Source organism: Paraburkholderia phenazinium (assembly GCF_900142845.1).
In the GTDB taxonomy this organism is placed as follows: Bacteria; Pseudomonadota; Gammaproteobacteria; order Burkholderiales; family Burkholderiaceae; genus Paraburkholderia; species Paraburkholderia phenazinium_A.
The window spans coordinates 1,247,600-1,272,557 of the sequence record NZ_FSRU01000002.1; the positions used below are offsets into that span (position 1 = coordinate 1,247,600).

Below are 24,958 nucleotides of genomic sequence, written 5' to 3' on the forward strand. Positions count from 1 at the left end.
GTCCCAAGGTTTTGAATGGCTTCGAATCTCCACGCTCTTCCGGACAGCCCGTGCATCGGCGTCTGCTCCACGCTTTTCGATGAAGTCTGCAAGGGCTGCGGACGCACCGCCACCGAGGTCTCGAACTGGGTCTTCCTCACCGACGAGGAAAAGCGCGCGGTGTGGGTACGCATCGAACAGGAAGGCACGGCGATGCGTTTCAAGAACGACAAGCTTTGATTGTCGGACCGGCCGTGCGGTTGCGACTGCGGCCACGACAGCGACAGCGCGAATCGAACGTCGAATAAAAAACGCCGGGTCACCCCGGCGTTCTGCCCTCGCCCCGCGCCCCATTCTCAGAAGCGCATTCCGACGCCGAGTCCCACCACGACCGGATCGATATCCAGCCGGCCCAGCGCCGCGCCACCGAGCGACGCATCCGTTCTCATCCAGATCTTCTTGATGTCCGCGTTGACGAACAGTGACTTCGTCACCTGGACGTCGACGCCCGCCTGCAAGGCCGGCCCGAAGCTGTGGTTGGTAATGGAAATCGGCTGGCCACCGACGTTCAGGCCGTTGTTGTAGAAGTACGTGTAGTTCACGCCCGCGCCGAGGTACGGCCGGATGCGGCCCTGATGGTTGAAGTGATACTGCAGCAACAGCGTGGGCGGCAACACGTTCACGCCGCCGAGGTTGCCGAGGCTCGAGGTCAACTGATGGCGCGACGTGCCAAGAATCAGTTCGACGCCGAGATAGTCGCGAATCATGTAGGTCAGATCCAGCTCCGGCACGATCGCATTGTTGACGCCCACATTGAGCGCCGACAAGGTGTTGCTGGTGGACACATTCGGAATGATGCTGATGGCCCGCAAGCGCACGAGGACGTCGCCCGCGTGGATGCCGCTCATCTCGTCATCGCCCGCCGCACGCGCCTGCGACATGGCGAGACCCATACCCAGCAGGCACGATGCGATCACTGCGGCCTTGAGGCCGTTTCTTGTCTTGTTCTTCACGTGGTTCCCCGGTCGTTGAAAGGTTCCCGTGGATTGTCGAAGGTCCGTGCACTCGCCGGCTTGACCCGCGTCAATCTAGCGAAAACGCCCATCGCCCTGCGACAGGAGGTCGCGTCACCCCGGTCAGCAACAGCTCGATCAGGTCGTGCACGCTGCGAATCGCACTGCCGAACGGCAAGGTCTCGCGGCCGCGGAAAAACAGCCCATTGGCGACATCGCCACGCAGCGCCGCGGCGAGCCGTGTGTCAATGCAGAAATGGCCAAACTTTTCGATGCCGTCGCGCAAGCCGCACACGCTCAGGCATTCGAGCGCGGTGGGACACACGTTCTTTAGCGTGCCGATCTTGTCGCGGATGCGGGTTTCGTTGCGCAGATAGCGCGTGAGCCATGGCGTCTTGACAGCGCGCGCCGGCAGTCCGGTGACGCTGACGAACTCGACGATGTCATCCGGGGTCGCGTCGGCCAGTACACGCTTGAAGTTCGGATGCGCGTCGCCTTCCTCCGTGACGGCGAAAGGCGTGCCGATCTGCACGCCGTTAGCGCCCGCTGTGAGCCAGCCCCGCACGGCGTCGTGGCTATTGATGCCGCCCGCGACGATCAGCGGCACATCCTGACGACTCAGGCCGAGCGAGGCAAAGACCGGCGCCAGTTCCTCGAGGACACGCGCAAAGTCGAAGCGGCCGTCGTTCATATCCGCGAGGTTCGTCACACCGAGGTGGCCGCCGGCATGAGCCGGATGTTCGATGACGATCGCGTCGGGCAAGCGCCCCTTCTTCATCCACTTCTTCAGCACGAGTGCGACGCCGCGGCTGTCGGAGAGAATCGGAATCAAGGCGATATCGTGGCCCTGAGTCATGTCGGGCAAGTCGAGCGGCAAGCCCGCACCCATCACGATCGCATCGGCACCGGTCTCGCAGGCCACGCGCACATAGTCCGCGTGCGCATTGACCGCCTTCATCACGTTGACGGCCAGCATGCCACGGCCTTCGCTCAAGGCGCGGGCCGACTGAATTTCGCGGGCCAGCGCGGTGAGATTGGCGCTTTCGAGCGTCGCGCGGTCCGGATGCGCCCGGCACCGTTCGACCAGATCGGCATGATGGTGACGCAGGTCGATACTGGCGATCGTGCCCAGTGCGCCCTCACGCGCCACGCTGCCGGCCAGCCGGTGCGCCGAAATGCCAACGCCCATGCCGCCCTGAACGATCGGCAACAGTGCGCGGCCGCGAATGATCAGCGGTGCAAAGGAATGAGATGAGAACATGAGGCCCCGGGTCGACGAGATAAAACTGCCATACTCGCCAATGGGGCGGCGCGCGCATTGCGGCAGATCAAACAAAAGGAGCGTGTGCCGGTTCGGGCACACGCTCCTTTGTCCGGGGTCATGGGCGACGCACTATCAGCGGCCGGCGAAGAAGACGCGTGGCGTCCTGTGGTCGCCTCAACCCAACGAGCAGGACGCTTACCGCGACATCATGTTCATGCTGACGTTATGCATGACCCACATCGTGCCGCCGATCAGAACGATCGCGGCCACCGCCGTATAACATAGCGCCATCACGTTCCAGCGCTGACCGGACGACGTATTCAGGTGCAGGAAGAACACCAGATGCACGACGATCTGCACGAACGCCAGCACAGCCAGCACCGCCATGGCTGACTGCGCGGGCAGCATGCCGCCCATCACCAGCCCAAACGCCGCGGCCGTCAGCAACACAGCGAGGACAAAACCGGCGACATAGCCGAACGCGCTGCCGTGCGCCTCTTCTTCATGAAGCGATTGCGTATGAGCCATTTAGAGCACGCTCCCAAGATAGACAAACGTAAACACGCAGATCCACACGATATCCAGAAAGTGCCAGAAGAGACTCAGGCACGCGAGGCGTGTAATCTCGCGCTCCGACATTTCGGGCTTGATCACGATCTGCACGGCCAGTACGACCATCCAGATGAGTCCCACCGTTACATGCAAGCCGTGCGTGCCGACCAGCGTGAAGAACGACGAGAGGAACGCGCTGCGGCTCGGCCCGGCGCCTTCGGCGATCAGGTGCGAAAACTCCTGCATTTCGAACCAGAGAAACGCGAGGCCCAGCACGAACGTAATGGCCAGCCAGCTCAGCACGACGCCCGACTTGCGCTTATGCGCGCCGAGCATGGCAAAGCCGTAGGTGATACTGCTCAGCAGCAGCACGGCCGTCTCCAGCGCGACACCGGGAATGTCGAACAGGTCCTTGCCCGACGGGCCGCCCGCGAACTGATGCGCCATCACGGCGAACACCGCGAATAGCGACGCAAACAGCACGCAGTCGGTCATCAGATAAAGCCAGAAGCCGAACACCGAGTGAGACGGTACGTGTTCGCTGTGCCGCTCGCCTAATGCGGCGATATGAGTGCTGTTTGACATCAGTTGACCTCCGCAGCGGCGAACACGTCGCCCCGTTTCGCTTGACTTGCCCGGCCGTTGTTCTCTTCGATCCGGCGCACCGTTTCGGCGGGGATGAAATAGCCGCTGTTGTCGCCGAAGCTGCGGCCGATCACCGTCGCCATGATGGCGACGAGCGCCGCCACTGCGAGCCATGTGATATGCCAGACCCCGGCAAAACCCACCAACAGGCTAAAGATGCCGATAAAGAAACCTGCGCTGGTGTTCGACGGCATATGAATGTCGCTGTACACCGTCTCCTTGCCGAGGCCTTGCGCCGTTTCCTTCATGTGCGTGAACGCGTCGAGCTCATGCACCACCGGGATGGTCGCGAAGTTGTAGACCGGTGGCGGCGACGACGTGGCCCATTCGAGCGTCCGACCGTCCCACGGGTCGCCGTTGACGTCGCGATACTCGGGCAGTTGACGATTGCGCACGCTGACAATCACCTGCAGCACCTGGCAGACCACGCCAAGCGCGATGAACACCACGCCGCATGCAGCGAAGATCAGCCACGGATGCCATGCCGGGTTGTCATAGTGGTTCAGGCGTCGCGTCATGCCCATGAAGCCGAGCACATAGAGCGGCATGAACGACACGTAAAAGCCGACGAACCAGAGCCAGAATGCGGCCTTGCCGAGTTTCTCGTTCAGCTTGATGCCGAAGACCTTTGGGAACCAGTAGTGAACGCCGGCCAGATACCCGAACACCACACCGCCGATGATGGCGTTATGGAAGTGGGCGATCAGGAACAGGCTGTTATGCAGCACGAAGTCCGCGCCGGGAATCGCCATCATCACGCCGGTCATGCCGCCGATCGTGAACGTGATCATGAAGCCGATCGTCCACAGTACCGGAGTGGTGAATTCGACGCGCCCACGATAGATCGTGAACAGCCAGTTGAATATCTTTACGCCGGTCGGAATGGCGATGACCATGGTCATAATGCCGAAGAACGCATTGACGTCCGCGCCGGAACCCATCGTGAAGAAGTGATGCAGCCAGACGAGGAACGCCAGCACTGTGATCACGCAGGTTGCGTACACCATTGTGCGGTAGCCGAACAGCGGCTTCTTCGCGAACGTGGCGATCACTTCCGAATAGATGCCGAACGCAGGCAGAACCAGAATGTAGACCTCGGGGTGACCCCATGCCCAGATCAGGTTCAGGTACATCATGGCGTTGCCGCCGCCGTCGTTCGTAAAGAAGTGCATGCCGAGGTAGCGGTCGAGGCCGAGCAGCGCGAGCGTCACCGTGAGAATCGGAAACGTCGCCATGATCAGGATGTTCGAGCACAGCGCCGTCCACGTGAACACCGGCATCTTCATCAGCGACATGCCCGGTGCGCGCATCCGGATAATGGTGACGAAGAAGTTGATGGCGGTGATCAGCGTGCCGACGCCCGACAACTGCAGGCTCCAGATGTAGTAGTCGACTCCCACGCCCGGACTGAACTGCAGCTCCGACAGCGGCGGATACGCAAGCCAGCCAACCTGCGCAAATTCACCGATCACGAGCGACAGGTTGATCAGGATCGCGCTGATCGCGGTCATCCAGAACGAGAGCGAGTTCAGGAACGGGAACGCCACGTCGCGTGCGCCGATCTGCAGCGGCACGACGAGGTTGAACAGGCCGACCATCAACGCCATCGCCATGAAGAAGATCATGATGACGCCGTGCGCCGTAAAGATCTGGTCGTAGTGATGCGGCGGCAGATAGCCCGGCGAATGAAAGGCCAGCGCCAGTTGCAGACGCATCATGACCGCATCGGCAAAGCCGCGCAGCAGCATCAGGACGGCCACCACGATGTACATCACGCCGATCTTCTTGTGATCGACGCTGGTGAGCCATTCGCTCCACAGCCATTTCCACTTGCCGAACCAGGTCAGCGCGCCCAGCGCAGCGAGGACGAGCACAGCCATCAAGGCGGCCGCGCCCATGATGATGGGCTGATCGAACGGAATCGCCGAAAGTGTCAGTTTTCCGAACATGTGTTACCCCTTCGTACCGCAATTGCTGTTCTGCAAATCGAGAACATTGCCGTTGTTGTACTTTGCAATGATGTTGTGGAACAGCTTCGGATCGACCGACGAGAAGTAGCGCACCGGCTCCTTCTCGCTCGGCTGCGCCACGGTGTTGTATGCGTTCATGTCGAGCCGGCCGGACGACGCCTTGACCTTGTCCACCCACGCGTTGAACTGCTCGGGGTTGGTGGCGAGCGCGCGGAACTTCATGTCCGAAAAACCCTTGCCGCTGAAGTTGGCCGAGACGCCGGCGTAGTCGCCTGCTTCGTCCGCCACGAGGTGCAACTGCGTTTGCATGCCCGCCATGGCGTAGATCTGGCTACCCAGTTGCGGGATGAAAAACGAGTTCATGACCGAGTCCGACGTGATCAGGAAATTAACAGGCGTCCCCACCGGGAAAGCCAGTTGATTGACCGACGCGATGCCGAGATCCGGGTAAATGAAGAGCCACTTCCAGTCGAGCGCCACCACTTCCACATTGATGGGCTTGACGGCCGACTGGATGGGCTTGTACGGATCGAGCTCGTGCGTGGTCTTCCATGTCAGCACCCCGAGACACAGGATGATGATGGACGGGACCGTCCAGATCACCACTTCGATCGCCGTGGAGTGCGCCCATTTCGGCGCGTACGTCGCGTGACGGTTGCTGGCGCGATAGCGCCAGGCAAACCACAGCGTCATCAGAATGACCGGGACGACGACGATGAGCATCGTGAACGTCGCGGTGCCGATCAGCGACTTCTCGGCTACGCCGATGCTCCCTTTCGGGTCGAGCACGTCGAGCTTGCTACACCCTGAGAGACACGCAGCCAGCACGGCCGCGGCGGGTATCCATACCCTGTTGTTGAGGACTCCCTCGTTCATCATATTTGCCTGCTTTTCATTGAGCTACCCCCGAATCAGCTGCACCTTTGCAACACGCAACCCACGCAGTTAATGCGTACGCCGCCGGATTCTACGAGTGAAGCCTCAGGTGAAATTTGATCCTGGCCAAGGAAAGCGCAGACGATGCGTCATATTTTGTGGACGCGGGAAGACGTCGTGCCAGGCGTTGGAGGGAGGCACTACGGGAAGAAAAGACGAGAGGGAGTTGAAGCGCGATCGAGAATCGCGTTGCTGCAAGATCCGCGTTGCACCCATCGGACAATCCGACGGATACAACGCGGCTACATCATCAAACGGACAACTGCGGCTTACTGCACACCCTGGCTCGCCAGGAAGTCCTCGTAGTTACCGCCGAAGTCATACAGCGTACCATCCGTGCGCACTTCAATAATCCGGTTCGCCAACCCGCTCACAAACTCCCGGTCGTGCGACACGAAGATCAGTGTGCCCTCGTACTTGTCGAGCGCGATCTGCAGCGACTCGATCGATTCCATGTCCATGTGGTTGGTCGGCTCGTCCATCAGCAGCACGTTGTGGCGGCCCAGCATCAGCTTGCCCCAGATCATGCGGCCCTTCTCGCCGCCGGAGAGCACCTTCACCGACTTGCGGATATCGTCCGCATTGAACAGCAGACGGCCCAGCGTGCCGCGCACCATCTGCTCGTCGTCGCCTTCCTGACGGTAGCCGTCAATCCAGTCCATCAACGTGACGTCGTCCGGAAACTCTTCGTACGTGTCCTGCGGCATGTAGCCGACATTCGCGTTCTCCGCCCACTTGACCGTGCCGTGGTCCGTCTTCACGCCGCCTTGCAGCGAACGCAGCAGCGTGGTCTTGCCGGCGCCGTTCTGGCCGATGATGGCGATGCGCTCGCCCGGCTGCACGCTGATGCTGAAGTTGCTGAAAATCGTGCGCTCGTACTTCTTCGTGATGGTGTCGGCCACCACCGCGATGTTGTGCAGCTTCTTCTCGTACTCGAAGCGGATGAACGGGTTCTGCCGCGACGAAGGCTTGAATTCCTCGATCTTGATCTTGTCGATCATCTTCAGACGGCTGGTAGCCTGACGCGCCTTCGACTTGTTGGCCGAGAAGCGGCGCACGAAGTCCTGCAGGTCGGCGACGCGTTCCTTCGCCTTGGCGTTGGCGTTCTGCTGGCGCTCACGCGCTTGCGTGCTGGCCAGCATGTAGTCGTCGTAGTTGCCCGGATAGACCTTCAGCGTGCCGTAGTCCATGTCCGCCATGTGCGTGCAGACCTGGTTCAGGAAGTGTCGATCGTGCGAAATGATGATCATCGTCGAGTTGTACTGGTTGAGCATGTCTTCCAGCCAACGGATCGAGTTGATGTCCAGGTTGTTGGTCGGCTCGTCCAGCAGCAGCACGTCCGGCTTCGAGAACAGCGCCTGCGCAAGCAGCACGCGCAGCTTCCAGCCCGGCGCCACGTTGCTCATCGGGCCGTTGTGGTCTTCGATGGCAATGCCGATGCCGAGCAGCAGTTCGCCGGCACGCGCTTCGGCCGTGTAGCCGTCGTACTCGGCGAACTTCGCTTCGAGTTCGGCGGCGTGCATGTAGTCGTCGTCGGTCGCGTCCGGGTTCGCGTAGATCGCATCGCGCTCGGTCATGGCGTTCCACATTTCAGTGTGACCCATCATCACGACGTCGAGCACGCGCACGTCTTCATACGCGAACTGGTCCTGGCGCAACTTGCCCAGGCGCACGTTCGGTTCGAGCATCACGTTGCCGGAGCTCGGTTCCAGATCGCTGCCCAGAATCTTCATGAAAGTGGATTTGCCGCAGCCATTCGCACCAATCAGGCCATAGCGGTTCCCTCCCCCGAATTTGACCGAGATGTTCTCGAAGAGGGGCTTGGGCCCGAATTGCATGGTGATATTTGCGGTAGACAGCACGGCGCGTCCTTTGAATGAATTTGCGGCGAACAACCTATCATTTTAGCAGGTTATCAAGATGGTAGTCCGCACCTAGGCCGCACCTAGTCGTTTCCTCATCCCGCCATACCAGGCACGCGATGTGCGCCATGACCCGGCAGTGCGCATCGGGCGCGATTGCCTGTACTTTTTTCACTAACCTGAAGAAGAAGGAGGAGAAGATGAAAGACCACGTCTACAAGCAGATCGAGTTGACCGGCTCATCGGCCAAGTCGAGCGACGATGCGATCCGCACCGCGATCGAAAAGGCGTCCAAGACGCTGCGCAATCTGCATTGGTTCGAAGTGACGGAAACGCGGGGCCAGATCGAAGACGACAAGGTCGTGCATTGGCAGGTGACCATCAAGGTCGGTCTGCGGATCGAGTAAGAAAAAAAGCTGCGCCCGCGAGGACGCAGCCCTTAAAAGCAGCGGCTGCTACGCCGCCGCCTGGTCGATCGTTCGGGTTATCCGGCGTCGGCCATCACTTCGGCAATGCGCCGTCCACCCCCTCCACATACCAGTTGATACGCTGCAGTTCCGGATCGGTCAGCGACTTGCCGGCCGGCACCTTCACCTCACCCGCCTGATCCTTGATCGGACCGGTGAACACGTCCCACTTGCCGCCCGCGATCTGCTCGCGCTTCGCCTCGACATCCTTCAGCGCATTGGCCGGAATCGCCGATGTATTCAGGTCGTCCAGGCCGACGGCCTTCTGCGGAATGCCCCACCACACCGGGTCGTTCTTCCACTTGCCGTCCAGCACCTGCTGGATCACCGCGGTGTAATAGACGCCCCAGTTGCCCACCACCGAGCCCAGATGCGCATCAGGACCGAACTTCTTCATGTCCGAATCCCAGCCGAACGCATGCACGTGCTTTTCCGAAGCCGTCGCCAGGGTCGCGCTTGAATCGGTGTTCTGCAGCAGCACGTCGGCGCCCTGGCCGATCAGCGTTTCGGCCGCCTGCTTTTCCTTGCCCGGATCGAACCAGCTGTTGATCCAGATGACCTTGGTGTGGATCTTCGGATTCACCGAGCGCGCGCCGAGCGTGTACGCGTTGATGTTGCGGATCACTTCGGGAATCGGCACCGAAGCGACAAAGCCCAGCGTGTTGGTCTTCGTCACGTAGCCTGCGGCGACGCCGGCGAGATACGCGCCCTGATACATCCGCACGTCATAGGTGCCGAAGTTCGGCGCCTTCTTGTAGCCGGTTGCGTGCAGGAATACCGTGTCCGGGAAGTCCTTCGCGACCTTCAGTTCGAAATCCTGGTAGCCGAAGCTCGAGCCGATGATGATCTTGTTGCCCTTGTTGGCGAGATCGCGGAAGACGCGTTCCGAGTCGGCCGACTCCGGCACGTTCTCGATCCGCGTGATCTTGATCTTGCTGCCGAACTTCGCTTCGGCTTCCTTCGAACCCTGGTCGTGCGCGTAGGTCCAGCCGGCGTCCCCCGGGTTGCCGAGGTAGACAAACGCCACGCCCGGCACATCTGCAGCCTGCGCGGTTTGCGACAGCGTTACGCCAAGGCCGAGCGAAACGGCTCCCAGCGCCGCAGCGGTCAGCAGATTTCTTCTCTTCATGTTTTCTCCTGTCGTGTAATTGATTCGTTCAAACCGTGCGTTGAAACCGTTTAATTAGCGGGCCGAAGCGGCTAACCCGCCGCAAAGAAAGGCTTGCCGAGCGACGCCGGCGCGTTCAGGCGGATCGTATTCGGATTGCGCGAGATCAGCACCAGCACCACGATCGTCGCGACGTACGGCAGCATCGCGAGGAACTGCGTGGGCACCGGCACGCCGATCGCCTGCGCATAGAACTGCAGGCCGGTCACGGCGCCGAACAGCAGCGCGCCGATCAGCAAACGCCCCGGACGCCACGTGGAAAACACCACCAGCGCCAGCGCGATCCAGCCACGGCCCGAGGTGAGCTGTTCCTGCCACAGGTGCAGATTGACGATCGAGTAGTAGCCGCCGGCCAGACCCGCCATGCCGCCGCCGAACGCGACCGCGCCGTAGCGCACGCCGATCACCGGGAAGCCTACCGAGTGCGCCACCTGCGGCGACTCGCCGACCGAGCGCAGCACGAGGCCAGCGCGCGTGCGGTACAGAAACCAGCCCACTACGGCGAACATGATGAACGCGAGGTAGTCGAGCGGCGTCAGACTGAAAAACGCCGGCCCCAGCACGGGGATCTTCGAGAGCAACGGAATAGTCCACACGTCGATCGATGCGCGCACGGCCGCCGACGTATACGGCTTGCCGACATAAGCCGACAAGCCGATGCCGAAGATCGTCAGCGAAAGACCCGTGGCAACCTGATTGGCCAGCATGGTCAACGTGAGGAAGCCGAACAGCAGCGACATGGCGAGCCCGGCCACAATCGATGCCAGCACGCCGAGCCACGGGTCGCCGGTGACCGACGTGACCGCGTAACCGCTGACGGCGCCCATCAGCATCATGCCTTCCACGCCGAGGTTTAGGACCCCCGATTTTTCGGTGACGAGTTCGCCCACGCCTGCAAACATCAGCGGAATGGCGGCGGTGACGGCGCTCGAGGTGAGCGCGCTAGCTTGTTGAATATCCATAAGACCGGTCGGGGAAAATCAGTGGGCTTCATTAGCCACATGAGCGGCCGTGGTACGGCGGCGCACGCGGTAGTTCACAAACAGGTCGGCGCCCAGCAGGCAGAACAGCAACAGCCCCTGGAACACGCCGGAGAGCGCCTGCGGCAACTGCATCGAGGTCTGCACCGCTTCGCCGCCCAGGTACAGCAGCGCCATCAGGAGGCTCGCCAGCACGATACCGAGCGGATGCAGCCGGCCCACGAACACCACGATGATCGCCGTGAAGCCATAACCCGGCGACCAGGTCGCCTGCAACTGGCCGATCGGCCCCGAGATTTCCCCCATGCCGGCCAGACCCGCGAGACCGCCGCTGATCAGCAGCGAAGTCCAGATGGTCTTCTTGTCCGAGAAACCGGCGTAGCGTGCGGCGAGCGGCGCGAGACCACCCACGTTCATGCGAAAGCCCGCAAAGCTCTTGCGCATGAACAGCCAGACGAGCGGAATCGCCACCAGCGTGACGAAGATCGACGCATTCAGACGCGTGCCGCGCAGGAATTTCCAGTGCCAGTCGCCGGAAAACGTGGGGTAAAGCGCGTCGCCGCTGAACATCTCGGAGAGCGGGAAATTCATGCCCTGCGGATCGCGCCACGGACCGCTGACCAGATAGATCAGCAACTGCGCGGCGACGTAGGTGAGCATCAGGCTCGTCAGGATTTCATTGGTGTTGTAGCGGCTCTTCAGAAACGCAGGAATCGCCGCCCACACCATGCCACCGGCGACGCCGGCCAGCATCATGGCAGGCAGAATCCACCAGCCGCTTGCCTGGTCGAAATAGATCGCCACACCGCTCGCGGCAATGCCGCCGAGCAGCATCTGTCCTTCGGCGCCGATGTTCCAGACGTTAGCCCGATAGCCGATGGCGAGGCCAAGTCCGATCAGGCACAACGGCGACGCCTTGAGCAGCAGTTCGGACCAGCCGTTCACATCGGACAGCGGTTCGATAAAGAAGGCATGCATCGCCTCCAGCGGGTCGCGGCCAACCAGGCCGAAAATCAGGAAACCGAGCGCGAGCGTGAGCAGCGCGGCGATCAGCGGGACGGCGAGCTGCATCGTGCGCGAGGGCGCGGTGCGGGCTTCGAGTCGGTACGGAAAGATCATGAGTCTGCGTGGTGCCGTAGGGTTATGCGTGAGCGTGAGATTTCAGGTGTTCCATGGGGGCGATAACAGTGCGTCGTGAGCCATTCGCGGCGTAGGCACGCTCAGACATGCGCCGGTTCTTCAGGCGAAGGCGCCGCGCCCTCTTCCCGGCCGCCGAACAGGCCCGCCATCCATCGGCCGATCTCCTCGGCATTGGTGTCGCCCGTGACGCGCACCGGCGACAGCCGGCCGCGCGCGAGCACCGCGATGCGGTCGCAGATATCGAACAGTTCTTCGAGCTCTTCGGAGATCACCAGAATCGCGACGCCGCGCGCCGACAGATCCAGCAACTGCTGACGAATGAACGCGGCGGCGCCGACGTCGACGCCCCACGTGGGCTGCGCGACCACCAGCACCTTCGGCGCCTGCAGAATCTCGCGTCCGACGATGTACTTCTGCAGATTGCCGCCCGACAGGCTTTGCGCGAGCGCTTCGGTGCCGCCGCAGCGCACGTCGAACGCATCGATGCATTGCTTCGCGAAAGCGCGCATCACGCCGGCCTTGATCCAGCCAGTGTTCACCATCTTCTGCCGATACCCCGTCAGCAGCGCGTTTTCCGCGAGCGTCATGGCGGGCACCGCACCGCGCCCGAGGCGCTCCTCCGGCACGAAGCCGAAGCCGAGCGAGCGGCGTCCACCAGCACTGAGCCGGCCTGCGGGCTTGCCGCAGATCGCGATCGCATCGGCACGCGCGCCGCGCTGCTCGCCGGACAGCGCCGACAGCAGTTCGGCCTGGCCGTTGCCCGACACGCCCGCGATGCCGAATATCTCGCCGGCGTGAACGCTGAACGAGACGTCGTCGAGCGAGGTGCCGAACGGATCGTCGCTGGCCGCCGACAGATGCTTCACATCGAGCAGCACGTCACCCGGCGTATGTTTGCGGCGCGTGTAATCGGGCAGCGAATGGCCGACCATCAATTGCGCGAGCGACGCGTGGGTTTCCTCGCGCGGCTTCACGTGACCGGTCACGCGGCCGCCGCGCATCACCGTGGCGGTGTCGCACAGCTCCTGGATTTCATCGAGCTTATGGCTGATGTAGAGAATGCTGCAGCCTTCGGCAGCGAGGCGCCGCAGCGTTTCGAACAGCTTGCGGACCGCTTGCGGCGTGAGCACCGACGTCGGTTCGTCCATGATCAACAGACGCGGGTTCTGCAGCAGACAGCGCACGATCTCGACGCGCTGCCGCTCGCCCACCGTCAGGCTGTGCACGTGGCGCTGCGGGTCGATGTCGAGGCCGTAATCCGCCGACACCTCGCGGATGCGTTTGGCCAGCGCCTTCAGGTCGAACGGTTCGTCGAGCGCAAGGGCGATGTTCTCGCCCACCGTCAGCGTCTCGAACAGCGAGAAATGCTGGAACACCATGCCGATGCCGAGCTTGCGCGCGGCCGCCGGACTCGCGATCTCCACCGCTTGCCCTTCCCAACGGATCTCGCCGGCGTCCGGGCGCACCGCGCCGTAGATGATCTTCATCAGCGTGCTTTTGCCCGCGCCGTTTTCGCCGAGTACCGCATGGATTTCGCCGGGTGCGACGACCAGCGTCACGTCGTCGTTGGCCCGCACGGCCGGATATTGCTTGGTGATGCCCGCCAGCACGAGGCGCGGCACAGCAGCCGGGATAGCCGGACCGCCCGCAGGCTGCGCGGCGGCATCGCCGTTATAAGAAGAAGAATCGCCCATGAGTTTCCGTAATACGCGTGTGACGGTCTGTTGCAACGAGGCGGCGCGCCCCGGACGAATGCGCCGTTCCTGCCTGTTGGTGAAATGACAATACCTAATTCGACCCTGTCAGTCGAGCCGCCAAAATTCCCCGCAAACCCGCGCCAGAGCGTGCTGTGCGGGTATCCCTCTCTTGACGCATCTTTGTGTTCATATTAAAAGTCATATACCCCAAGGTCCGTTCGATCAGCCAGAACATATATTTCGGAGAAGTCATGAGCCAGCAACGCGAGGCGATCGACACATATTTATTGCGCGTCTTGCACACCCTGTTGATGGAGCGCAGCGTGACGCGCGCGGCCGTCAAACTCAATCAGTCCCAGCCCGCCATTAGCGCGGCGCTGCGGCGTCTGCGCGACATCACCGGCGACCCGCTGCTGGTGCGCGGCAAGTCCGGCATGGTCCCGACCGAATACGGGCTGCGTCTGCTCGAACCGGTGCAAAACGCCCTGCGCGAAATCGAGCGCATCAAGTTTCAGCAGCACAATTTCGACCCGGCCACTTCGATCCGCTGCTACCGGATCGGCTGTCCCGACTATCTGAACGTGCTGTTCGTGCCAACTGTGGTCGAACGCTTCCGTCAGGCGGCGCCCAATGCGACGCTGGAATTTCATTCGCTCGGACCGGCGTTCGACTATGAACTGGCGCTCGAGGACGGCAAGCTCGATATCGTGGTCGGCAACTGGCCGGAGCCGCCCGAGCAGTTGCATCTGTCGAACCTGTTTGTCGACCAGATCGTCTGCCTGATGAGCAACGCGCATCCGTTCGCCAAGCGCGGCGGGTTGACGCTCGACCAGTATCTGAATGCTCCGCATCTTGCGCCTACTCCCTATTCGGTGGGCCAACGCGGCGCGATCGACGTGCACCTCGCGCGCGAGCGCCTGAAGCGTCATGTCGTCGTAACTCTGCCGTACTTCAACCTTGCGCCGTATGTGCTGATCAAGTCGGACCTGATCTTCACGACGACGCGGCTTTTTGCGGACTACTACGCGAAGTTCCTGCCCCTCACCGTGGTGCCCGCGCCGCTGGATTTCCCGCCGATGCAGTACTACCAGCTGTGGCACGAACGGGTTCACTACTCCGATGAAGTGCGGTGGTTGAGAAGCCTGGTCGCCGAGGCGACCAAGACCCTGATCGACAAGCCTTAACGTTCTGCAGGCCCGCGCCACAGGACGCGGGCGTCAGGTTCTGCCCGGCTACGCCTGTCAGGCAGCAGCCTGATACAGCGCTTTCGCCAGACGGTTGTGCTGCTCGATCACCGGGCCCAGTTCAAGCGTCGCCAACTGCCCGTCCTTCACCACCACCTTCCCGCCAATCACGCTATACGACACCTGCGACGGTGCGCAGAACACCAGCGCGGCCACCGGATCGTGCAAGGCGCCGGCAAACAACGGCTGACGCAAGTCGAACGATACGAAATCCGCCGCCATGCCCGGCGCCAGCGCGCCGATATCGTCGCGGTTGAGCACCTTCGCGCCGCCCAGCGTCGCGATCTCCAGCGCCTCGCGGGCGGTCATCGCGTCGGGGCCGAAACCGACCCGCTGCAGCAACAGCGCCTGGCGCACTTCCGCGACCATCTGCGCGCCGTCGTTCGACGCCGAGCCGTCCACGCCGAGTCCCACCGGCACTCCCGCGAGCCGCATCCGCTTCACCGGCGCAATGCCTGAGGCGAGGCGCATGTTCGAACACGGGCAATGCGCGACGCCCGTGCCGGTCCGTGCGAACAACGCGATCCCGGCGTCGTCCAGTTGCACGCAGTGGGCATGCCATACGTCGTGCCCCACCCAGCCCAGGTCCTCCGCATACTCTGCCGGCGTCATGCCGAACTTCTCGCGGCTATAAGCAATATCGTTGACGTTCTCCGCCAGGTGCGTGTGCAGCGATACGCCATATTGACGCGCCAGCACCGCCGATTCGCGCATCAGATCGCGACTCACCGAAAACGGCGAACACGGTGCGACCACCACGCGCAGCATCGCGTAACGTCCCTCGTCGTGATACGTCTCGATCAGGCGCTGCGTGTCCTTCAGAATCTCCGGTTCACGCTCCACCACCGAGTCGGGCGGCAAGCCGCCGTCCTTCTGCCCCACGCTCATGCTGCCGCGGGCGGCATGAAAGCGCATGCCGATCCGGCGCGCGGCCGCAATGCTGTCGTCGAGCCGGCTACCGTTCGGGTAGATATACAGATGGTCGCTCGAGGTCGTGCAGCCCGAGAGCAACAGCTCGGCCATCGCAGTCAGCGTCGAGACTTCGATCATCTCCGGCGTGAGATTCGCCCACACCTTATAAAGGTTCGTCAGCCAGCCGAACAACTCGGCGTCCTGCGCGGCGGGAATTGCCCGCGTCAGGCTTTGATACATGTGATGATGCGTGTTGATCAGGCCCGGTATCACCAGGTGCCCGCGCATGTCCAGCACTTCGTCGGCCGTTTGCGGCAGCTCCGCCGTCGGTCCGACTGCGACGATGCGGTTGTCCTCGATATACAGGCCGCCGTCGCGCAACTCGCGCCGGGCGCCGTCCATCGTGACCAGCACGTCTGCGTGCTTCACCAGCATCGTTTTGCCGCGCTTCCCTGCGCTTGCGCCTGTGTCTGCGCGTGTACCTGCCTGCTGTTCCATCGTCATTCGTTTTTCTCCGCTTTGATTGCCGCCGTTGCGGCGCGCCATCGTGCAGGCTGGCCGCAGCGGCGAGGCTGATGCCGGCTGTGCCGGTACGCCCTACCGTGTGCAAAGTCGTTCGAACGCGATGCGACGGACACGCCACCGCGCCGCCGCGTCCGTTCGAACGCCGTTGGCCCGGTTACCCAGCGTGCTACGCCGTCTTCGGGGTGCGCGGCATTGCTGCTGCGCACAGGCGTAACCTTCGACGGCCAAAATAACGCTGACAACTCACGCCGTTGCGATACCCAACCTCACACAGCCGATATAGTGGGCTTTTTTGGCACCGGTAGGATCGAGACAACCGGTCATAGGGCGCTCACGACCGCGTGACAAGGGTTTGCGCGGAGTGTGCGAAGCATGGCGACGAGTCTTACAGCGGGCTGTCATGTGTCAGCGATTATCTTTCCTATCGCTCGTGCGCGGACGGGAACATCCTTTTTACAATGGCTGCCACGGCGCTCGCTTCAATTCGCCGACGGGTATGTAGCCACTGACGTGGAGCCTCGATCCGCCGCAACGTATTCCGGATCGGGCCGCCGCCGAAACCTCGCATTCACATAAGGAAAATTGCGAATGGGAAAGCTCACTACCCACGTGCTCGACACCGCCAACGGCCGTCCCGGCGCGGGCATCAAGGTCGAACTCTTCGCGCTCTCGGGCGACACGCGCCGCGCGCTGAAAACCACCCTCACCAATGACGACGGCCGCTGCGACCAGCCGCTGCTCGAAGGCGACGCGCTGGTCGCGGGCGAATACGAACTCGTGTTCGGCGCCGGCGACTACTTTGCTTCGATCGGCACCAAGGTCCCCGAGCCGCGCTTCGTCGATCGTGTCGTGCTGCGCTTTGGCGTGGCCGACGCCGGTTCGCACTACCACGTGCCGCTGCTGGTGTCGCCGTGGTCGTACAGCACCTATCGGGGCAGCTAAGGCGTCACTGAGAGGCGACAGAGACGCCACGGCGTACAGGATGGACACCGGGCCGGGCTCACGCCTGACCGACTTCGCCACCGCTGCATTTCGCAGATGCCTGGAGACACCTGCGAAGCGCAGTACAAGGCGAACTGCCCTGCATGAGGCCTATCGCTTTGACCCATCGGGGCGAATCAGGAACCGCAATACGGCGCTGTGCGAACTGAGCGCACCGCGTCCCTTAACAGCAGTTTGTGCGCATGGCGCATGACGGGCCGGATGACCGGATCGTCATTGAACCGGCATCGAGCCGCCGCCCGCCGCGCAAACAACGAATCAGAAGTGGAGGAGTGTCATGGAAGGCTTTATCACTGACTGGCTGAACCTGGCCTTGCGCTGGTTTCACGTCATCGCCGCGATCGCCTGGATCGGCGAATCGTTTTATTTCGTCGCGCTCGACAACAGCCTGAAACCGCCGACGGACCCGAACCAGCGCAGGCGCGGCGTGTTCGGCGAACTGTGGCACGTCCACGGCGGCGGCTTCTACAACATGCAGAAGTACACCGTCGCGCCGCCGGAAATGCCGGATGACCTGCACTGGTCGAAGTGGCCGTCGTACACCACGTGGCTGTCGGGCGCGAGTCTCTTCACGGTGCTGTATCTGTTCTCGCCGAGCACCTACCTGATCGACAAGAACGTGCTGGACATGGGCCCGGTGGTGGCGGTGTTCTCCGCACTTGGCTTTCTCGCCGCCGGCTGGATCGTCTACGACTCGCTGTGCCGCGTGCTGGGCAACAAGGACAAGGTGCTGGGCATCTGCGTGGGCGCTTACGTGCTGATCGCGGCATGGCTCGCGTGCCATATCTTCGCGGGCCGTGCGGCATACCTGATCGTCGGCGCGATGCTTGCAACGATCATGTCGGCCAACGTGTTCTTCGTGATCATTCCGGGCCAGCGCAAGATGGTCGACGCCATGCTGAAGGGCGACACGCCGAACCCGATCTACGGCAAGCGCGGCAAGCAACGCTCGGTGCACAACACGTATTTCACGCTGCCGGTGGTGTTCGCGATGCTGTCGAACCACTACGCGATGACGTACACGAACCAGTACAACTGGCTCGTGCTGGCGATGATCATGATGGCTGGTGCGCTGATCCGTCAGTTCTTCGTGATGCGTCACCGTGGCCAGGTACTGTGGTATCTGCCGCTGGTCGGGATTGCGCTGATGTTCGGCGCCCTCTTCTGGACGATGCCGAAGCCGGTCGTGCCGCAAGCCGAAGCCGCCAATGCGCCGACGCTGAAAATCGGCGACATCGCACCGATCCTGCAGCAACGCTGTGCCGCGTGCCACTCTGCGCATCCTACGTTGATGGGCAGCGCACCGTCGGGGGTGATGTTCGACACACCGGATGAGATCTCGCAGAACGCGCAGCGCCTCTATCAGCAGGCGGTGACGCTGAAGGCGATGCCGCTGGGGAACGTGACGCATATGACGGATGATGAGCGTCAGAAGATTGCGGCATGGTTCCAGGGCGGGGCGTTGAAGTAAGTTACTGGGGTTGGTAGTAGGTGAGTAGCGGGCTTTTCGTGTGAGCGGAAGGCCCGTTTTTCTTTGGGTGCAGCGAGCGTATCAAGCGTCATGTCGAGCGGCGTCCGGGCTCACAGACGATATGCGCTCACTCATAATTGTATCCCTCAGGCTACAAAATTCGCCATTTTACCGAAAAATGTAGCCCGAAGGGCACAATCGTTATATTGTTATTTGTGCCTTCTGGGCTACAATATTGCTTGGTTACCGCAAATATGATGCCCTGGGGCTACAAATGACTACACTCGCCGATGTCTCGGACATGCTAAAGGAAGTGCGTCGCGAAACCAGTCTGTCACAGTATGAACTGGCGCGGCGCGCCGGTGTTGCGCGAACTACCGTCGCACGCATGGAAACACTCGCGAAAAATGACATGAGCGTATCGGTACTCGTGCGTCTGCTCGAAGCGGCAGGCTACGATCTCAAGGTCGTCGCGCATGGTCATGGCCGCACGCTCGAGGATATCCTCGCCGAGCAACGCGCTACGTCGGGTCCCAACCAATGAGGCTCGATGTCCAGGTGCAAGGCAGAAAAGTTGCGACGCTCTTTCGCGAGCGCGACGAATATGTCCTTCAATATGAAGCCGACGCTGCTCCGGGCGATTTCGTCAGCCTGACCATGCCTGTACGCCAGGAAGCATGGCGTTGGCCACGCGACCTGCATCCGTTCTTTCGCCAGAATCTGCCCGAAGGCTATTTGCTGAACCTGATCCGGGAACAATTTGGGCCCTTGCTCGACGGGACCGACTTGTCGCTACTCGCGGTGGTGGGTGCAATGGGAATCGGACGTGTCACCGTGACACCCGAGGGCGTCGCGCCCGGCACCGAGTTGCAGGCCCTGGATATCAAAGATGTCCTTCATGGCGACAACACCGCGGAGCATTTTGCCGCGCTGGTTCGCGATTACGCGCGCGCCGCCATCTCGGGTGCCGTACCGAAGTTCATCGCGCCGCAAAGAAGCTCGACGGAGCGCCCTGCCTTTGATGGTCCGCTTGGCAAACCCACGATTCGGACCAGCCGATACATCGTCAAAGGTTCGGACGAGAATACGCCGTTCCTTGGCTTCAACGAGTTCTATTCGATGCGCGTGCTCGAACGTCTCGGCGTGGCGCCCGTAGCGCGTACACAGATGTCGGACGATGGCCGGGCACTCGTCGTCGAACGCTTCGACGTCAATGCAGAAGGGTTCCCCGTTCATGGGGTCGAAGACATGTGCGGGTTGCTCGGTCTGCCGCCGCATGAAAAATACAACTCGACCACGGAGAAAGTACTCAATGTCGCGAAAGCTTATTTGCTGGATCGGATCAGCATGCGGCAGCAGTTGGAACAATTAGGCTGGCATCTGCTTAGCAACTATGTGGTGCGTAACGCGGATTGCCATACCAAGAACATTGCTCTTTTCTATACGTCCGTCGATGACGTCGCATTCACACCTGTCTACGACATTGTGACCACGCAGGCCTATCCGCGCTTTGCAGTGAATCCTCCTGGACTGGCAGTCGATGGCCGTAAGACATGGGCGGCCGGCAAAGCGCTTGAACGCTTTTTCAATTCCCGCGCCGGCATCGCACCACCCAAATATGCGGCAATGGTGGAGGCCTTATGCGACTCTGCGGTGACGGTCGGCCATGAAGTGATCGAGGCAGCAAAGAACGAGCCGCAATGGCGCGGCGTAGCCAAACAGATGCTGCACGCGTGGAACGATGGCATGGAGTCGCTGCGCACTCCGAAGAAAAGCGTTCAGTTCAAGAACCTCAAACCTGTCATCGCAGCAGCCGGCTTTTCGGCACCGGAGCCCCCGGAGCGTTCACGCGAAATCATCGGACAGTCGCCGTTACTTGCCAAACGCGGCCGCACGAAAAACTGACACTCAATACAAAAACGCCCGAGGCGATTGCCCCAGGCGTTCTGTTCTTCCTGCGACCAACCCAGCCGCATCTCACACGTCATCCGCTACGCCATCAAACCGTCACCGCGCTCAATGCGTCCTCGGTCAACCACAGCGACTCGGCAAGATCCTGCTCGTTAAGATTGAGCCCGTCACCGCCACGATCCACCACGACGAAATCGCTCACATCGCCAAGCGCGATCAGTGGGTGATGCCACACGCCCTTCGCGTAGTTCACGCCCTGCCAGCCGCTCGTCACGAACGCGCGAATCTGCGCAGCATCGAGCTCGCCGGCCGGCGCCACGACGACGAGATACGGCTTGTCGTTCAGCGGCACAAACGCCTGACTGCCGAGCGGATGTCGCTCGAGCATCTTCACCTCGAACGGCAGCACGCGCGGCTGGCCGCGAAACAGGTTCACCAGCGCACGACCGCCCTCGTCCGTCACGTCCACCTTCGCGAGATCGTGATAGCGGATCGTGGTGCCGAGGTTGATCGGAATCTGCTTCGCGCCTTCGAGTTCGATCACGTCGCCGAACAGGGCGAACGCATCCTTCGTCAACGGTTCGATGGCGAGCGTTTTCATTATGCGAGCGTACCCCACAGACGCAGACGCGAGACACCGCCGTCCGGAATGATGTTAAAGCGCACGTGCGTCACCGGCCCGAGCGACGCGAGTTCGCTTTCGAAATAGTGCTGGTTGTCCATCTTCAGTTTCTGTTCACCCAGCAGCACCGGCCAGAACATGGCTTGCGTGATCAGCGAGCTGTCCGTACCGCCCGTCACGTACGCCGCCTGGATCGAGCAACGGTCCGGATAGTTGCCCTTGAAGTGCGCCGTATCCACTTCGATCTTGCGGATCACGCCCGGTTGCGCCAGCGCGACGATCGCCCAGTCGTTACCCGGTTCGCGACGACGGCGCGTTTCCCAGCCGTCGCCCATATTGACACCACGACCCGGCATCAGGATCGTCGACGCAGCGCCGAAGTGCTGGTTGTTCGCGGCGACCAGATACGCGCCGTTTTCCATCGCGGCCAGATCGAACTGCTCGGTGCGGCTCGCGCCGGCCCAGTCCACTTGCGGCTGGCCGTAGACGCGCAGACGCGCAATCCCGCCGTCCGGGTAGATGTTCACGCGCAGGTGCGTGTACGCATTGGCGTCGCTGACTTCGTGATAGTGGTGGCTATTGCCTTGCAGCGTGGTCGACGGAACGATTTCGGTCCACTGGGTCGACTGGTTCGGCACACCGTCCACCACGCGTGCCGCCTCCACCGACGCCGCCGGCGGGAAATTGCCCGTGAAGTGGCTCGTATCGAGGTCGAGACCCTTGATCACGCCCGGACGCGCCAGCTTCACCACGCACCAGTCGTAACCGGTGGTGCGCTTGCGGCGCGTTTCCCAGCCGTCCATCCACTTGCCGTGATCGTCGTATTTGCCCGGAATGAAGACAGCAGGTTCCGGATTCAGCATCCGGTCCTTCGGCGCGAAGAAATCGTCGCTCGCCTCGAGCGCCTGCGCGCCGAGACGCGGGTCCGCCAGGTTCACATAGCGGCGCGTGAAGTCCGGGGCGTTAGGGTCGAGAATCGGGAGTGCCATCGTTGTCTTCCTTCCTGTCTAATAGTGCTAAAAAACGCTTCGGTTCGAGAGTCGCAACGCCGCATGACAAAGCTCGCGCGTGCATGCTGATCCTGACGCGCGGTTACGCGTCGATCAGGTCGTCGAGTCTGAAGCGCGCGATACGGTAGATCTGGTCGAGGCTCGCGCGCAGTTCGTCGGCGCGGCTATTGTTCACGCGCGCTTCGAAGTTGGCGATGATGCCGTGGCGGTCATAGCCACGCACCGCGAGAATGAACGGGAAACCGAATTTCTCGCGATACGCCGCGTTCAGCCCCACCAGCTTGTCGAATTCTTCCTGCGTGCATTGGGACAGGCCCGCACCGCTCTGTTCGCGGGTCGACTCGGCCGTCAGTTCGCCGCGCACGGCAGCCTTGCCCGCGAGCTCCGGGTGGGCATTGATAAGCGCGAGCTGCTTCGTTTCGCCGGCCGTTTCGACTGCGTTCGACATTGTGTGATGCAAGGCGTCGATGCTGGCAAAAGGCCGTTGCCCGGCCGCGAGTTCCGCGACCCACGGCGAATGCTCGAAGATGCCCGACAGCGCTGCGACGAATGCGTCGGTCGAGATGCGGTTCAGTTGGTCCAGAGTGTATTGCATCGCCTTCATGCCGCAGCCCCGCGGTAGTTTTGTTGGTAAGGATGGTGTTCGCGCCAGTGCCGCGCAATGTCGACGCGCCGCGTGACCCACACGCGATCGTGCTGTTCGAGATGGTCGAGGAAGCGCTGCAGCGCGCGGAACCGGCCCGGGCGGCCCAGCAGCCGGCAGTGCATGCCGATTGAAAGCATCTTCGGCGCTTCGTCGCCCTCTTCATAGAGCACGTCGAACGCATCGCGCAGGTATGTGAAGAAGTGATCGGCGGTGTTGAAGCCTTGCGGGCTCGCAAAGCGCATGTCATTGGTATCGAGCGTGTACGGCACGATCAGTTGCGGCGTCTTCGCGCCGCCGCTGACCTCGACATCCATCCAGAACGGCAGGTCGTCGCCGTAGTAATCCGAGTCGTACAGGAAGCCGCCGTATTCGGCGACCAGACGGTGCGTATTGGGACTGTCGCGGCCGGTGTACCAGCCGAGCGGCCGCTCGCCCGTCACGCGTTCGATCGCTTCCATGCCGAGGCGCATGTGCTCGGCCTCTTTCTCCGGCGACACATCCTGATAGTGAATCCAGCGGTACCCGTGGCACGCAATCTCATGCCCCAATTCGACAAAGGCGCGCCCGAGATCGGGATGACGCTCGATCGCCATGCCGACGCCGAATACGGTCAACGGCAAGCCACGTTTTTCGAATTCGCGCAGGATGCGCCAGACACCCGCCCGCGAGCCGTATTCGTAGATCGACTCCATGCTCATGTGGCGCGCCGGATAGGCGGCCGCGCCGACGATCTCGGACAGGAACTGCTCCGAGCCCGGATCGCCATGCAGCACGCAGTTTTCACCGCCCTCTTCGTAATTCAGCACGAATTGCACCGCGACGCGCGCCCGTCCGGGCCAGTTTGCCTGCACCGGGTGGCGGCCGTAGCCGATCAGATCGCGTGGATAGTTCGAGTCGAGTGGCATGGTTTAACGAATGCGTGGTGACAAAACGGGGTGACGGAACTTGAGGAACCAGTGTAGCGAAAACACCCGGGTGCGCCCATACACCCGGGCAGATAGTGCGTGTCAGACGCAATGTATGTGCGCGGCCGGCCCGCACGGGCGTTCGGCCCCGCTCGCGCTAGCGTTTACCCGTCCTTGAGAGGCGTTTTCCGCATTCTCGCTGCTTAGCGAAGGTGCTGCCCGGTGTCCGCGTTTCACATCCGGCCGGCGCGGGAAACGCGGGGCGGCATCGGGTTTGGATTAGCCTCCGTCGGGCTGAAGGCTTCCAGCGCGCCGTCGTAGCGTTTCGCCAGCGGCCGCGCATAGTCGCCGCGCTTGGCGGTGGCAAGGCGCAACGTCACCAGCGCCTCCACCCACTTCACCGCGGCCGTCACTCCTTCGACAACCGGCGCCCCCAGCGCGTCCTCGATCTCCGCACAGAGTTCGGCCATCCCCGCGCAACCGAGCACGATGGCGTCCGACCCGTCCTCTTCCAGCGCGCGGCGGCATTCGTCGAGAATGATGCGGCGCGCGGCGGACCCTGGCTGGTCCAGCTCGAGCACCGCGACATCGGTAGCGCGCACGTTGCGGCAAAAGCGCGTCATGCCGTAGCGCTCGGCAAGGTGCCAGGCCATGCCGCAGGTGCGTGAGAGCGTCGTCACGACCGAAAAGCCTGGCGCCAGCACACTGGCCGCGTGCATCGCCGCTTCGGCAATCCCGATCACGGGCCCACGCGCCAGTTCACGTGCCGCATACAGGCCGGGGTCGCCGAAACACGCAATCACGTAACCGTCGCAGCCTTCGCGCTCGCCCGCTGCGATCTCGGCCAGCAGGCCGGGCGTGGCGAGCGCCTCGTCGTAATAGCCCTCGATCGACGGCGGCCCCATGGACGGACTCACCGCGATCAGTTCGGTCCCAGGTGCGACGACTTCCCGTGCGCAGCGCCCCATCGCCTCCGTCATGCGCACGGTGGTGTTCGGGTTGATCAGTTTGATACGCATCTCGAACTCCTGTTGCAA

At 62.2% G+C, this 24,958-nt stretch carries 24 protein-coding genes; 7 read left to right on the plus strand and 17 right to left on the minus strand.

Annotation, left to right across the window (positions count from 1 at the left end; all coding sequences use genetic code 11):
• The first annotated feature begins 15 nt into the window (after nt 1-15).
• The gene (locus BUS12_RS22670) at nt 16-219 is read left to right on the plus strand and encodes a DUF1289 domain-containing protein (RefSeq protein ID WP_074299488.1); all 204 of its coding nucleotides are present in this window, start codon (nt 16-18) and stop codon (nt 217-219) included.
• 116 nt (nt 220-335) lie between these two features.
• On the opposite strand, the gene BUS12_RS22675 is transcribed toward BUS12_RS22670, so the two are convergent.
• From BUS12_RS22675 to BUS12_RS22705, 7 genes are all read right to left on the minus strand, one after another.
• Entirely contained in the window at nt 336-932 is a 597-nt protein-coding gene (locus tag BUS12_RS22675) for an OmpW/AlkL family protein (protein ID WP_074299490.1), read from the minus strand.
• A gap of 130 nt (nt 933-1,062) precedes the next feature.
• Nucleotides 1,063-2,253: an NAD(P)H-dependent flavin oxidoreductase gene (locus tag BUS12_RS22680; RefSeq protein ID WP_074301650.1), complete on the minus strand. Its 1,191-nt coding sequence runs from the start codon at nt 2,251-2,253 to the stop codon at nt 1,063-1,065.
• Between the two features lie 198 nt (nt 2,254-2,451).
• Nucleotides 2,452-2,784, minus strand: coding sequence for a cytochrome o ubiquinol oxidase subunit IV (gene cyoD / locus BUS12_RS22685; protein WP_074299492.1), 333 nt, complete (start codon nt 2,782-2,784; stop codon nt 2,452-2,454).
• Complete coding sequence (gene cyoC / locus BUS12_RS22690) at nt 2,785-3,393, minus strand: cytochrome o ubiquinol oxidase subunit III (RefSeq protein WP_074299494.1); 609 nt, start codon at nt 3,391-3,393, stop codon at nt 2,785-2,787.
• Nucleotides 3,393-5,402: a cytochrome o ubiquinol oxidase subunit I gene (gene cyoB, locus BUS12_RS22695; RefSeq protein WP_074299497.1), complete on the minus strand. Its 2,010-nt coding sequence runs from the start codon at nt 5,400-5,402 to the stop codon at nt 3,393-3,395. The genes cyoC and cyoB overlap by 1 nt, the downstream gene beginning before the upstream one ends.
• Nucleotides 5,403-5,405: 3 nt before the next feature.
• The gene (gene cyoA / locus BUS12_RS22700) at nt 5,406-6,299 is read right to left on the minus strand and encodes a ubiquinol oxidase subunit II (RefSeq protein WP_437123888.1); all 894 of its coding nucleotides are present in this window, start codon (nt 6,297-6,299) and stop codon (nt 5,406-5,408) included.
• 329 nt (nt 6,300-6,628) lie between these two features.
• A complete protein-coding gene (locus BUS12_RS22705) occupies nt 6,629-8,221 on the minus strand; it encodes an ABC-F family ATPase (RefSeq protein WP_074301651.1) in 1,593 nt (530 codons plus the stop codon).
• A gap of 200 nt (nt 8,222-8,421) precedes the next feature.
• Between BUS12_RS22705 and BUS12_RS22710 the strand changes: the two genes are divergently transcribed.
• A complete protein-coding gene (locus tag BUS12_RS22710) occupies nt 8,422-8,628 on the plus strand; it encodes a dodecin (RefSeq protein ID WP_074301652.1) in 207 nt (68 codons plus the stop codon).
• A gap of 94 nt (nt 8,629-8,722) precedes the next feature.
• On the opposite strand, the gene BUS12_RS22715 is transcribed toward BUS12_RS22710, so the two are convergent.
• The 4 genes from BUS12_RS22715 to BUS12_RS22730 all read right to left on the minus strand — a co-directional run bounded on the left by BUS12_RS22715 (nt 8,723) and on the right by BUS12_RS22730 (nt 13,670).
• Nucleotides 8,723-9,817 (minus strand): BMP family ABC transporter substrate-binding protein, encoded by a 1,095-nt coding sequence (locus tag BUS12_RS22715; RefSeq protein WP_074299500.1) that lies wholly within the window; start codon nt 9,815-9,817, stop codon nt 8,723-8,725.
• 71 nt (nt 9,818-9,888) lie between these two features.
• Complete coding sequence (locus tag BUS12_RS22720) at nt 9,889-10,818, minus strand: ABC transporter permease (RefSeq protein ID WP_074299502.1); 930 nt, start codon at nt 10,816-10,818, stop codon at nt 9,889-9,891.
• 18 nt (nt 10,819-10,836) lie between these two features.
• Nucleotides 10,837-11,955, minus strand: coding sequence for an ABC transporter permease (locus tag BUS12_RS22725; RefSeq protein ID WP_074299504.1), 1,119 nt, complete (start codon nt 11,953-11,955; stop codon nt 10,837-10,839).
• Between the two features lie 101 nt (nt 11,956-12,056).
• Nucleotides 12,057-13,670, minus strand: a complete 1,614-nt coding sequence (locus BUS12_RS22730) for an ABC transporter ATP-binding protein (RefSeq protein WP_074299506.1) — start codon at nt 13,668-13,670, stop codon at nt 12,057-12,059.
• 254 nt (nt 13,671-13,924) lie between these two features.
• Between BUS12_RS22730 and BUS12_RS22735 the strand changes: the two genes are divergently transcribed.
• Nucleotides 13,925-14,857, plus strand: coding sequence for a LysR substrate-binding domain-containing protein (locus BUS12_RS22735; protein WP_012433318.1), 933 nt, complete (start codon nt 13,925-13,927; stop codon nt 14,855-14,857).
• 57 nt (nt 14,858-14,914) lie between these two features.
• On the opposite strand, the gene BUS12_RS22740 is transcribed toward BUS12_RS22735, so the two are convergent.
• Nucleotides 14,915-16,333: an 8-oxoguanine deaminase gene (locus tag BUS12_RS22740; protein ID WP_074301653.1), complete on the minus strand. Its 1,419-nt coding sequence runs from the start codon at nt 16,331-16,333 to the stop codon at nt 14,915-14,917.
• A gap of 609 nt (nt 16,334-16,942) precedes the next feature.
• Between BUS12_RS22740 and uraH the strand changes: the two genes are divergently transcribed.
• The 4 genes from uraH to BUS12_RS22760 all read left to right on the plus strand — a co-directional run bounded on the left by uraH (nt 16,943) and on the right by BUS12_RS22760 (nt 20,732).
• Complete coding sequence (gene uraH, locus BUS12_RS22745) at nt 16,943-17,296, plus strand: hydroxyisourate hydrolase (protein WP_074299508.1); 354 nt, start codon at nt 16,943-16,945, stop codon at nt 17,294-17,296.
• 337 nt (nt 17,297-17,633) lie between these two features.
• Entirely contained in the window at nt 17,634-18,827 is a 1,194-nt protein-coding gene (locus BUS12_RS22750; protein WP_074299510.1) for a urate hydroxylase PuuD, read from the plus strand.
• A 274-nt stretch (nt 18,828-19,101) separates the two neighbouring features.
• The gene (locus BUS12_RS22755; RefSeq protein WP_074299512.1) at nt 19,102-19,371 is read left to right on the plus strand and encodes a helix-turn-helix domain-containing protein; all 270 of its coding nucleotides are present in this window, start codon (nt 19,102-19,104) and stop codon (nt 19,369-19,371) included.
• Nucleotides 19,368-20,732 (plus strand): type II toxin-antitoxin system HipA family toxin, encoded by a 1,365-nt coding sequence (locus tag BUS12_RS22760; RefSeq protein ID WP_074299514.1) that lies wholly within the window; start codon nt 19,368-19,370, stop codon nt 20,730-20,732. Before BUS12_RS22755 ends, BUS12_RS22760 begins: the two co-directional genes overlap by 4 nt.
• Before the next feature lie 94 nt (nt 20,733-20,826).
• On the opposite strand, the gene BUS12_RS22765 is transcribed toward BUS12_RS22760, so the two are convergent.
• From BUS12_RS22765 to BUS12_RS22785, 5 genes are all read right to left on the minus strand, one after another.
• The gene (locus tag BUS12_RS22765) at nt 20,827-21,339 is read right to left on the minus strand and encodes an ureidoglycolate lyase (RefSeq protein ID WP_074299517.1); all 513 of its coding nucleotides are present in this window, start codon (nt 21,337-21,339) and stop codon (nt 20,827-20,829) included.
• A complete protein-coding gene (gene alc, locus BUS12_RS22770) occupies nt 21,339-22,349 on the minus strand; it encodes an allantoicase (RefSeq protein WP_074299519.1) in 1,011 nt (336 codons plus the stop codon). Before alc ends, BUS12_RS22765 begins: the two co-directional genes overlap by 1 nt.
• A gap of 103 nt (nt 22,350-22,452) precedes the next feature.
• On the minus strand, nt 22,453-22,974 hold the full coding sequence (gene uraD, locus BUS12_RS22775; RefSeq protein ID WP_074299521.1) for a 2-oxo-4-hydroxy-4-carboxy-5-ureidoimidazoline decarboxylase: 522 nt from the start codon (nt 22,972-22,974) through the stop codon (nt 22,453-22,455).
• The gene (gene puuE / locus BUS12_RS22780; protein WP_074299523.1) at nt 22,971-23,921 is read right to left on the minus strand and encodes an allantoinase PuuE; all 951 of its coding nucleotides are present in this window, start codon (nt 23,919-23,921) and stop codon (nt 22,971-22,973) included. The genes uraD and puuE overlap by 4 nt, the downstream gene beginning before the upstream one ends.
• A gap of 233 nt (nt 23,922-24,154) precedes the next feature.
• Nucleotides 24,155-24,940: an aspartate/glutamate racemase family protein gene (locus BUS12_RS22785; protein WP_074299525.1), complete on the minus strand. Its 786-nt coding sequence runs from the start codon at nt 24,938-24,940 to the stop codon at nt 24,155-24,157.
• Nucleotides 24,941-24,958 lie beyond the last annotated feature (18 nt).

Excerpts from the sequence above, each read along its gene's own strand:
- BUS12_RS22675 (WP_074299490.1), bottom strand. The coding sequence starts at position 932 with ATGGGTCTCGCCATGTCGCAGGCGCGTGCGGCGGGCGATGACGAGATG.
- BUS12_RS22715 (WP_074299500.1), bottom strand. The coding sequence starts at position 9,817 with ATGAAGAGAAGAAATCTGCTGACCGCTGCGGCGCTGGGAGCCGTTTCG.
- BUS12_RS22755 (WP_074299512.1), top strand. The coding sequence starts at position 19,102 with ATGACTACACTCGCCGATGTCTCGGACATGCTAAAGGAAGTGCGTCGC.
- cyoD (WP_074299492.1), bottom strand. The coding sequence starts at position 2,784 with ATGGCTCATACGCAATCGCTTCATGAAGAAGAGGCGCACGGCAGCGCG.
- BUS12_RS22710 (WP_074301652.1), top strand. The coding sequence starts at position 8,422 with ATGAAAGACCACGTCTACAAGCAGATCGAGTTGACCGGCTCATCGGCC.
- BUS12_RS22750 (WP_074299510.1), top strand. The coding sequence starts at position 17,634 with ATGGAAGGCTTTATCACTGACTGGCTGAACCTGGCCTTGCGCTGGTTT.
- cyoA (WP_437123888.1), bottom strand. The coding sequence starts at position 6,299 with ATGAACGAGGGAGTCCTCAACAACAGGGTATGGATACCCGCCGCGGCC.
- BUS12_RS22670 (WP_074299488.1), top strand. The coding sequence starts at position 16 with ATGGCTTCGAATCTCCACGCTCTTCCGGACAGCCCGTGCATCGGCGTC.
- cyoC (WP_074299494.1), bottom strand. The coding sequence starts at position 3,393 with ATGTCAAACAGCACTCATATCGCCGCATTAGGCGAGCGGCACAGCGAA.
- alc (WP_074299519.1), bottom strand. The coding sequence starts at position 22,349 with ATGGCACTCCCGATTCTCGACCCTAACGCCCCGGACTTCACGCGCCGC.
- BUS12_RS22725 (WP_074299504.1), bottom strand. The coding sequence starts at position 11,955 with ATGATCTTTCCGTACCGACTCGAAGCCCGCACCGCGCCCTCGCGCACG.
- cyoB (WP_074299497.1), bottom strand. The coding sequence starts at position 5,402 with ATGTTCGGAAAACTGACACTTTCGGCGATTCCGTTCGATCAGCCCATC.
- BUS12_RS22785 (WP_074299525.1), bottom strand. The coding sequence starts at position 24,940 with ATGCGTATCAAACTGATCAACCCGAACACCACCGTGCGCATGACGGAG.
- BUS12_RS22765 (WP_074299517.1), bottom strand. The coding sequence starts at position 21,339 with ATGAAAACGCTCGCCATCGAACCGTTGACGAAGGATGCGTTCGCCCTG.
- BUS12_RS22730 (WP_074299506.1), bottom strand. The coding sequence starts at position 13,670 with ATGGGCGATTCTTCTTCTTATAACGGCGATGCCGCCGCGCAGCCTGCG.
- BUS12_RS22735 (WP_012433318.1), top strand. The coding sequence starts at position 13,925 with ATGAGCCAGCAACGCGAGGCGATCGACACATATTTATTGCGCGTCTTG.
- uraH (WP_074299508.1), top strand. The coding sequence starts at position 16,943 with ATGGGAAAGCTCACTACCCACGTGCTCGACACCGCCAACGGCCGTCCC.
- BUS12_RS22720 (WP_074299502.1), bottom strand. The coding sequence starts at position 10,818 with ATGGATATTCAACAAGCTAGCGCGCTCACCTCGAGCGCCGTCACCGCC.
- puuE (WP_074299523.1), bottom strand. The coding sequence starts at position 23,921 with ATGCCACTCGACTCGAACTATCCACGCGATCTGATCGGCTACGGCCGC.
- BUS12_RS22680 (WP_074301650.1), bottom strand. The coding sequence starts at position 2,253 with ATGTTCTCATCTCATTCCTTTGCACCGCTGATCATTCGCGGCCGCGCA.
- BUS12_RS22760 (WP_074299514.1), top strand. The coding sequence starts at position 19,368 with ATGAGGCTCGATGTCCAGGTGCAAGGCAGAAAAGTTGCGACGCTCTTT.
- uraD (WP_074299521.1), bottom strand. The coding sequence starts at position 22,974 with ATGAAGGCGATGCAATACACTCTGGACCAACTGAACCGCATCTCGACC.
- BUS12_RS22740 (WP_074301653.1), bottom strand. The coding sequence starts at position 16,333 with ATGACGATGGAACAGCAGGCAGGTACACGCGCAGACACAGGCGCAAGC.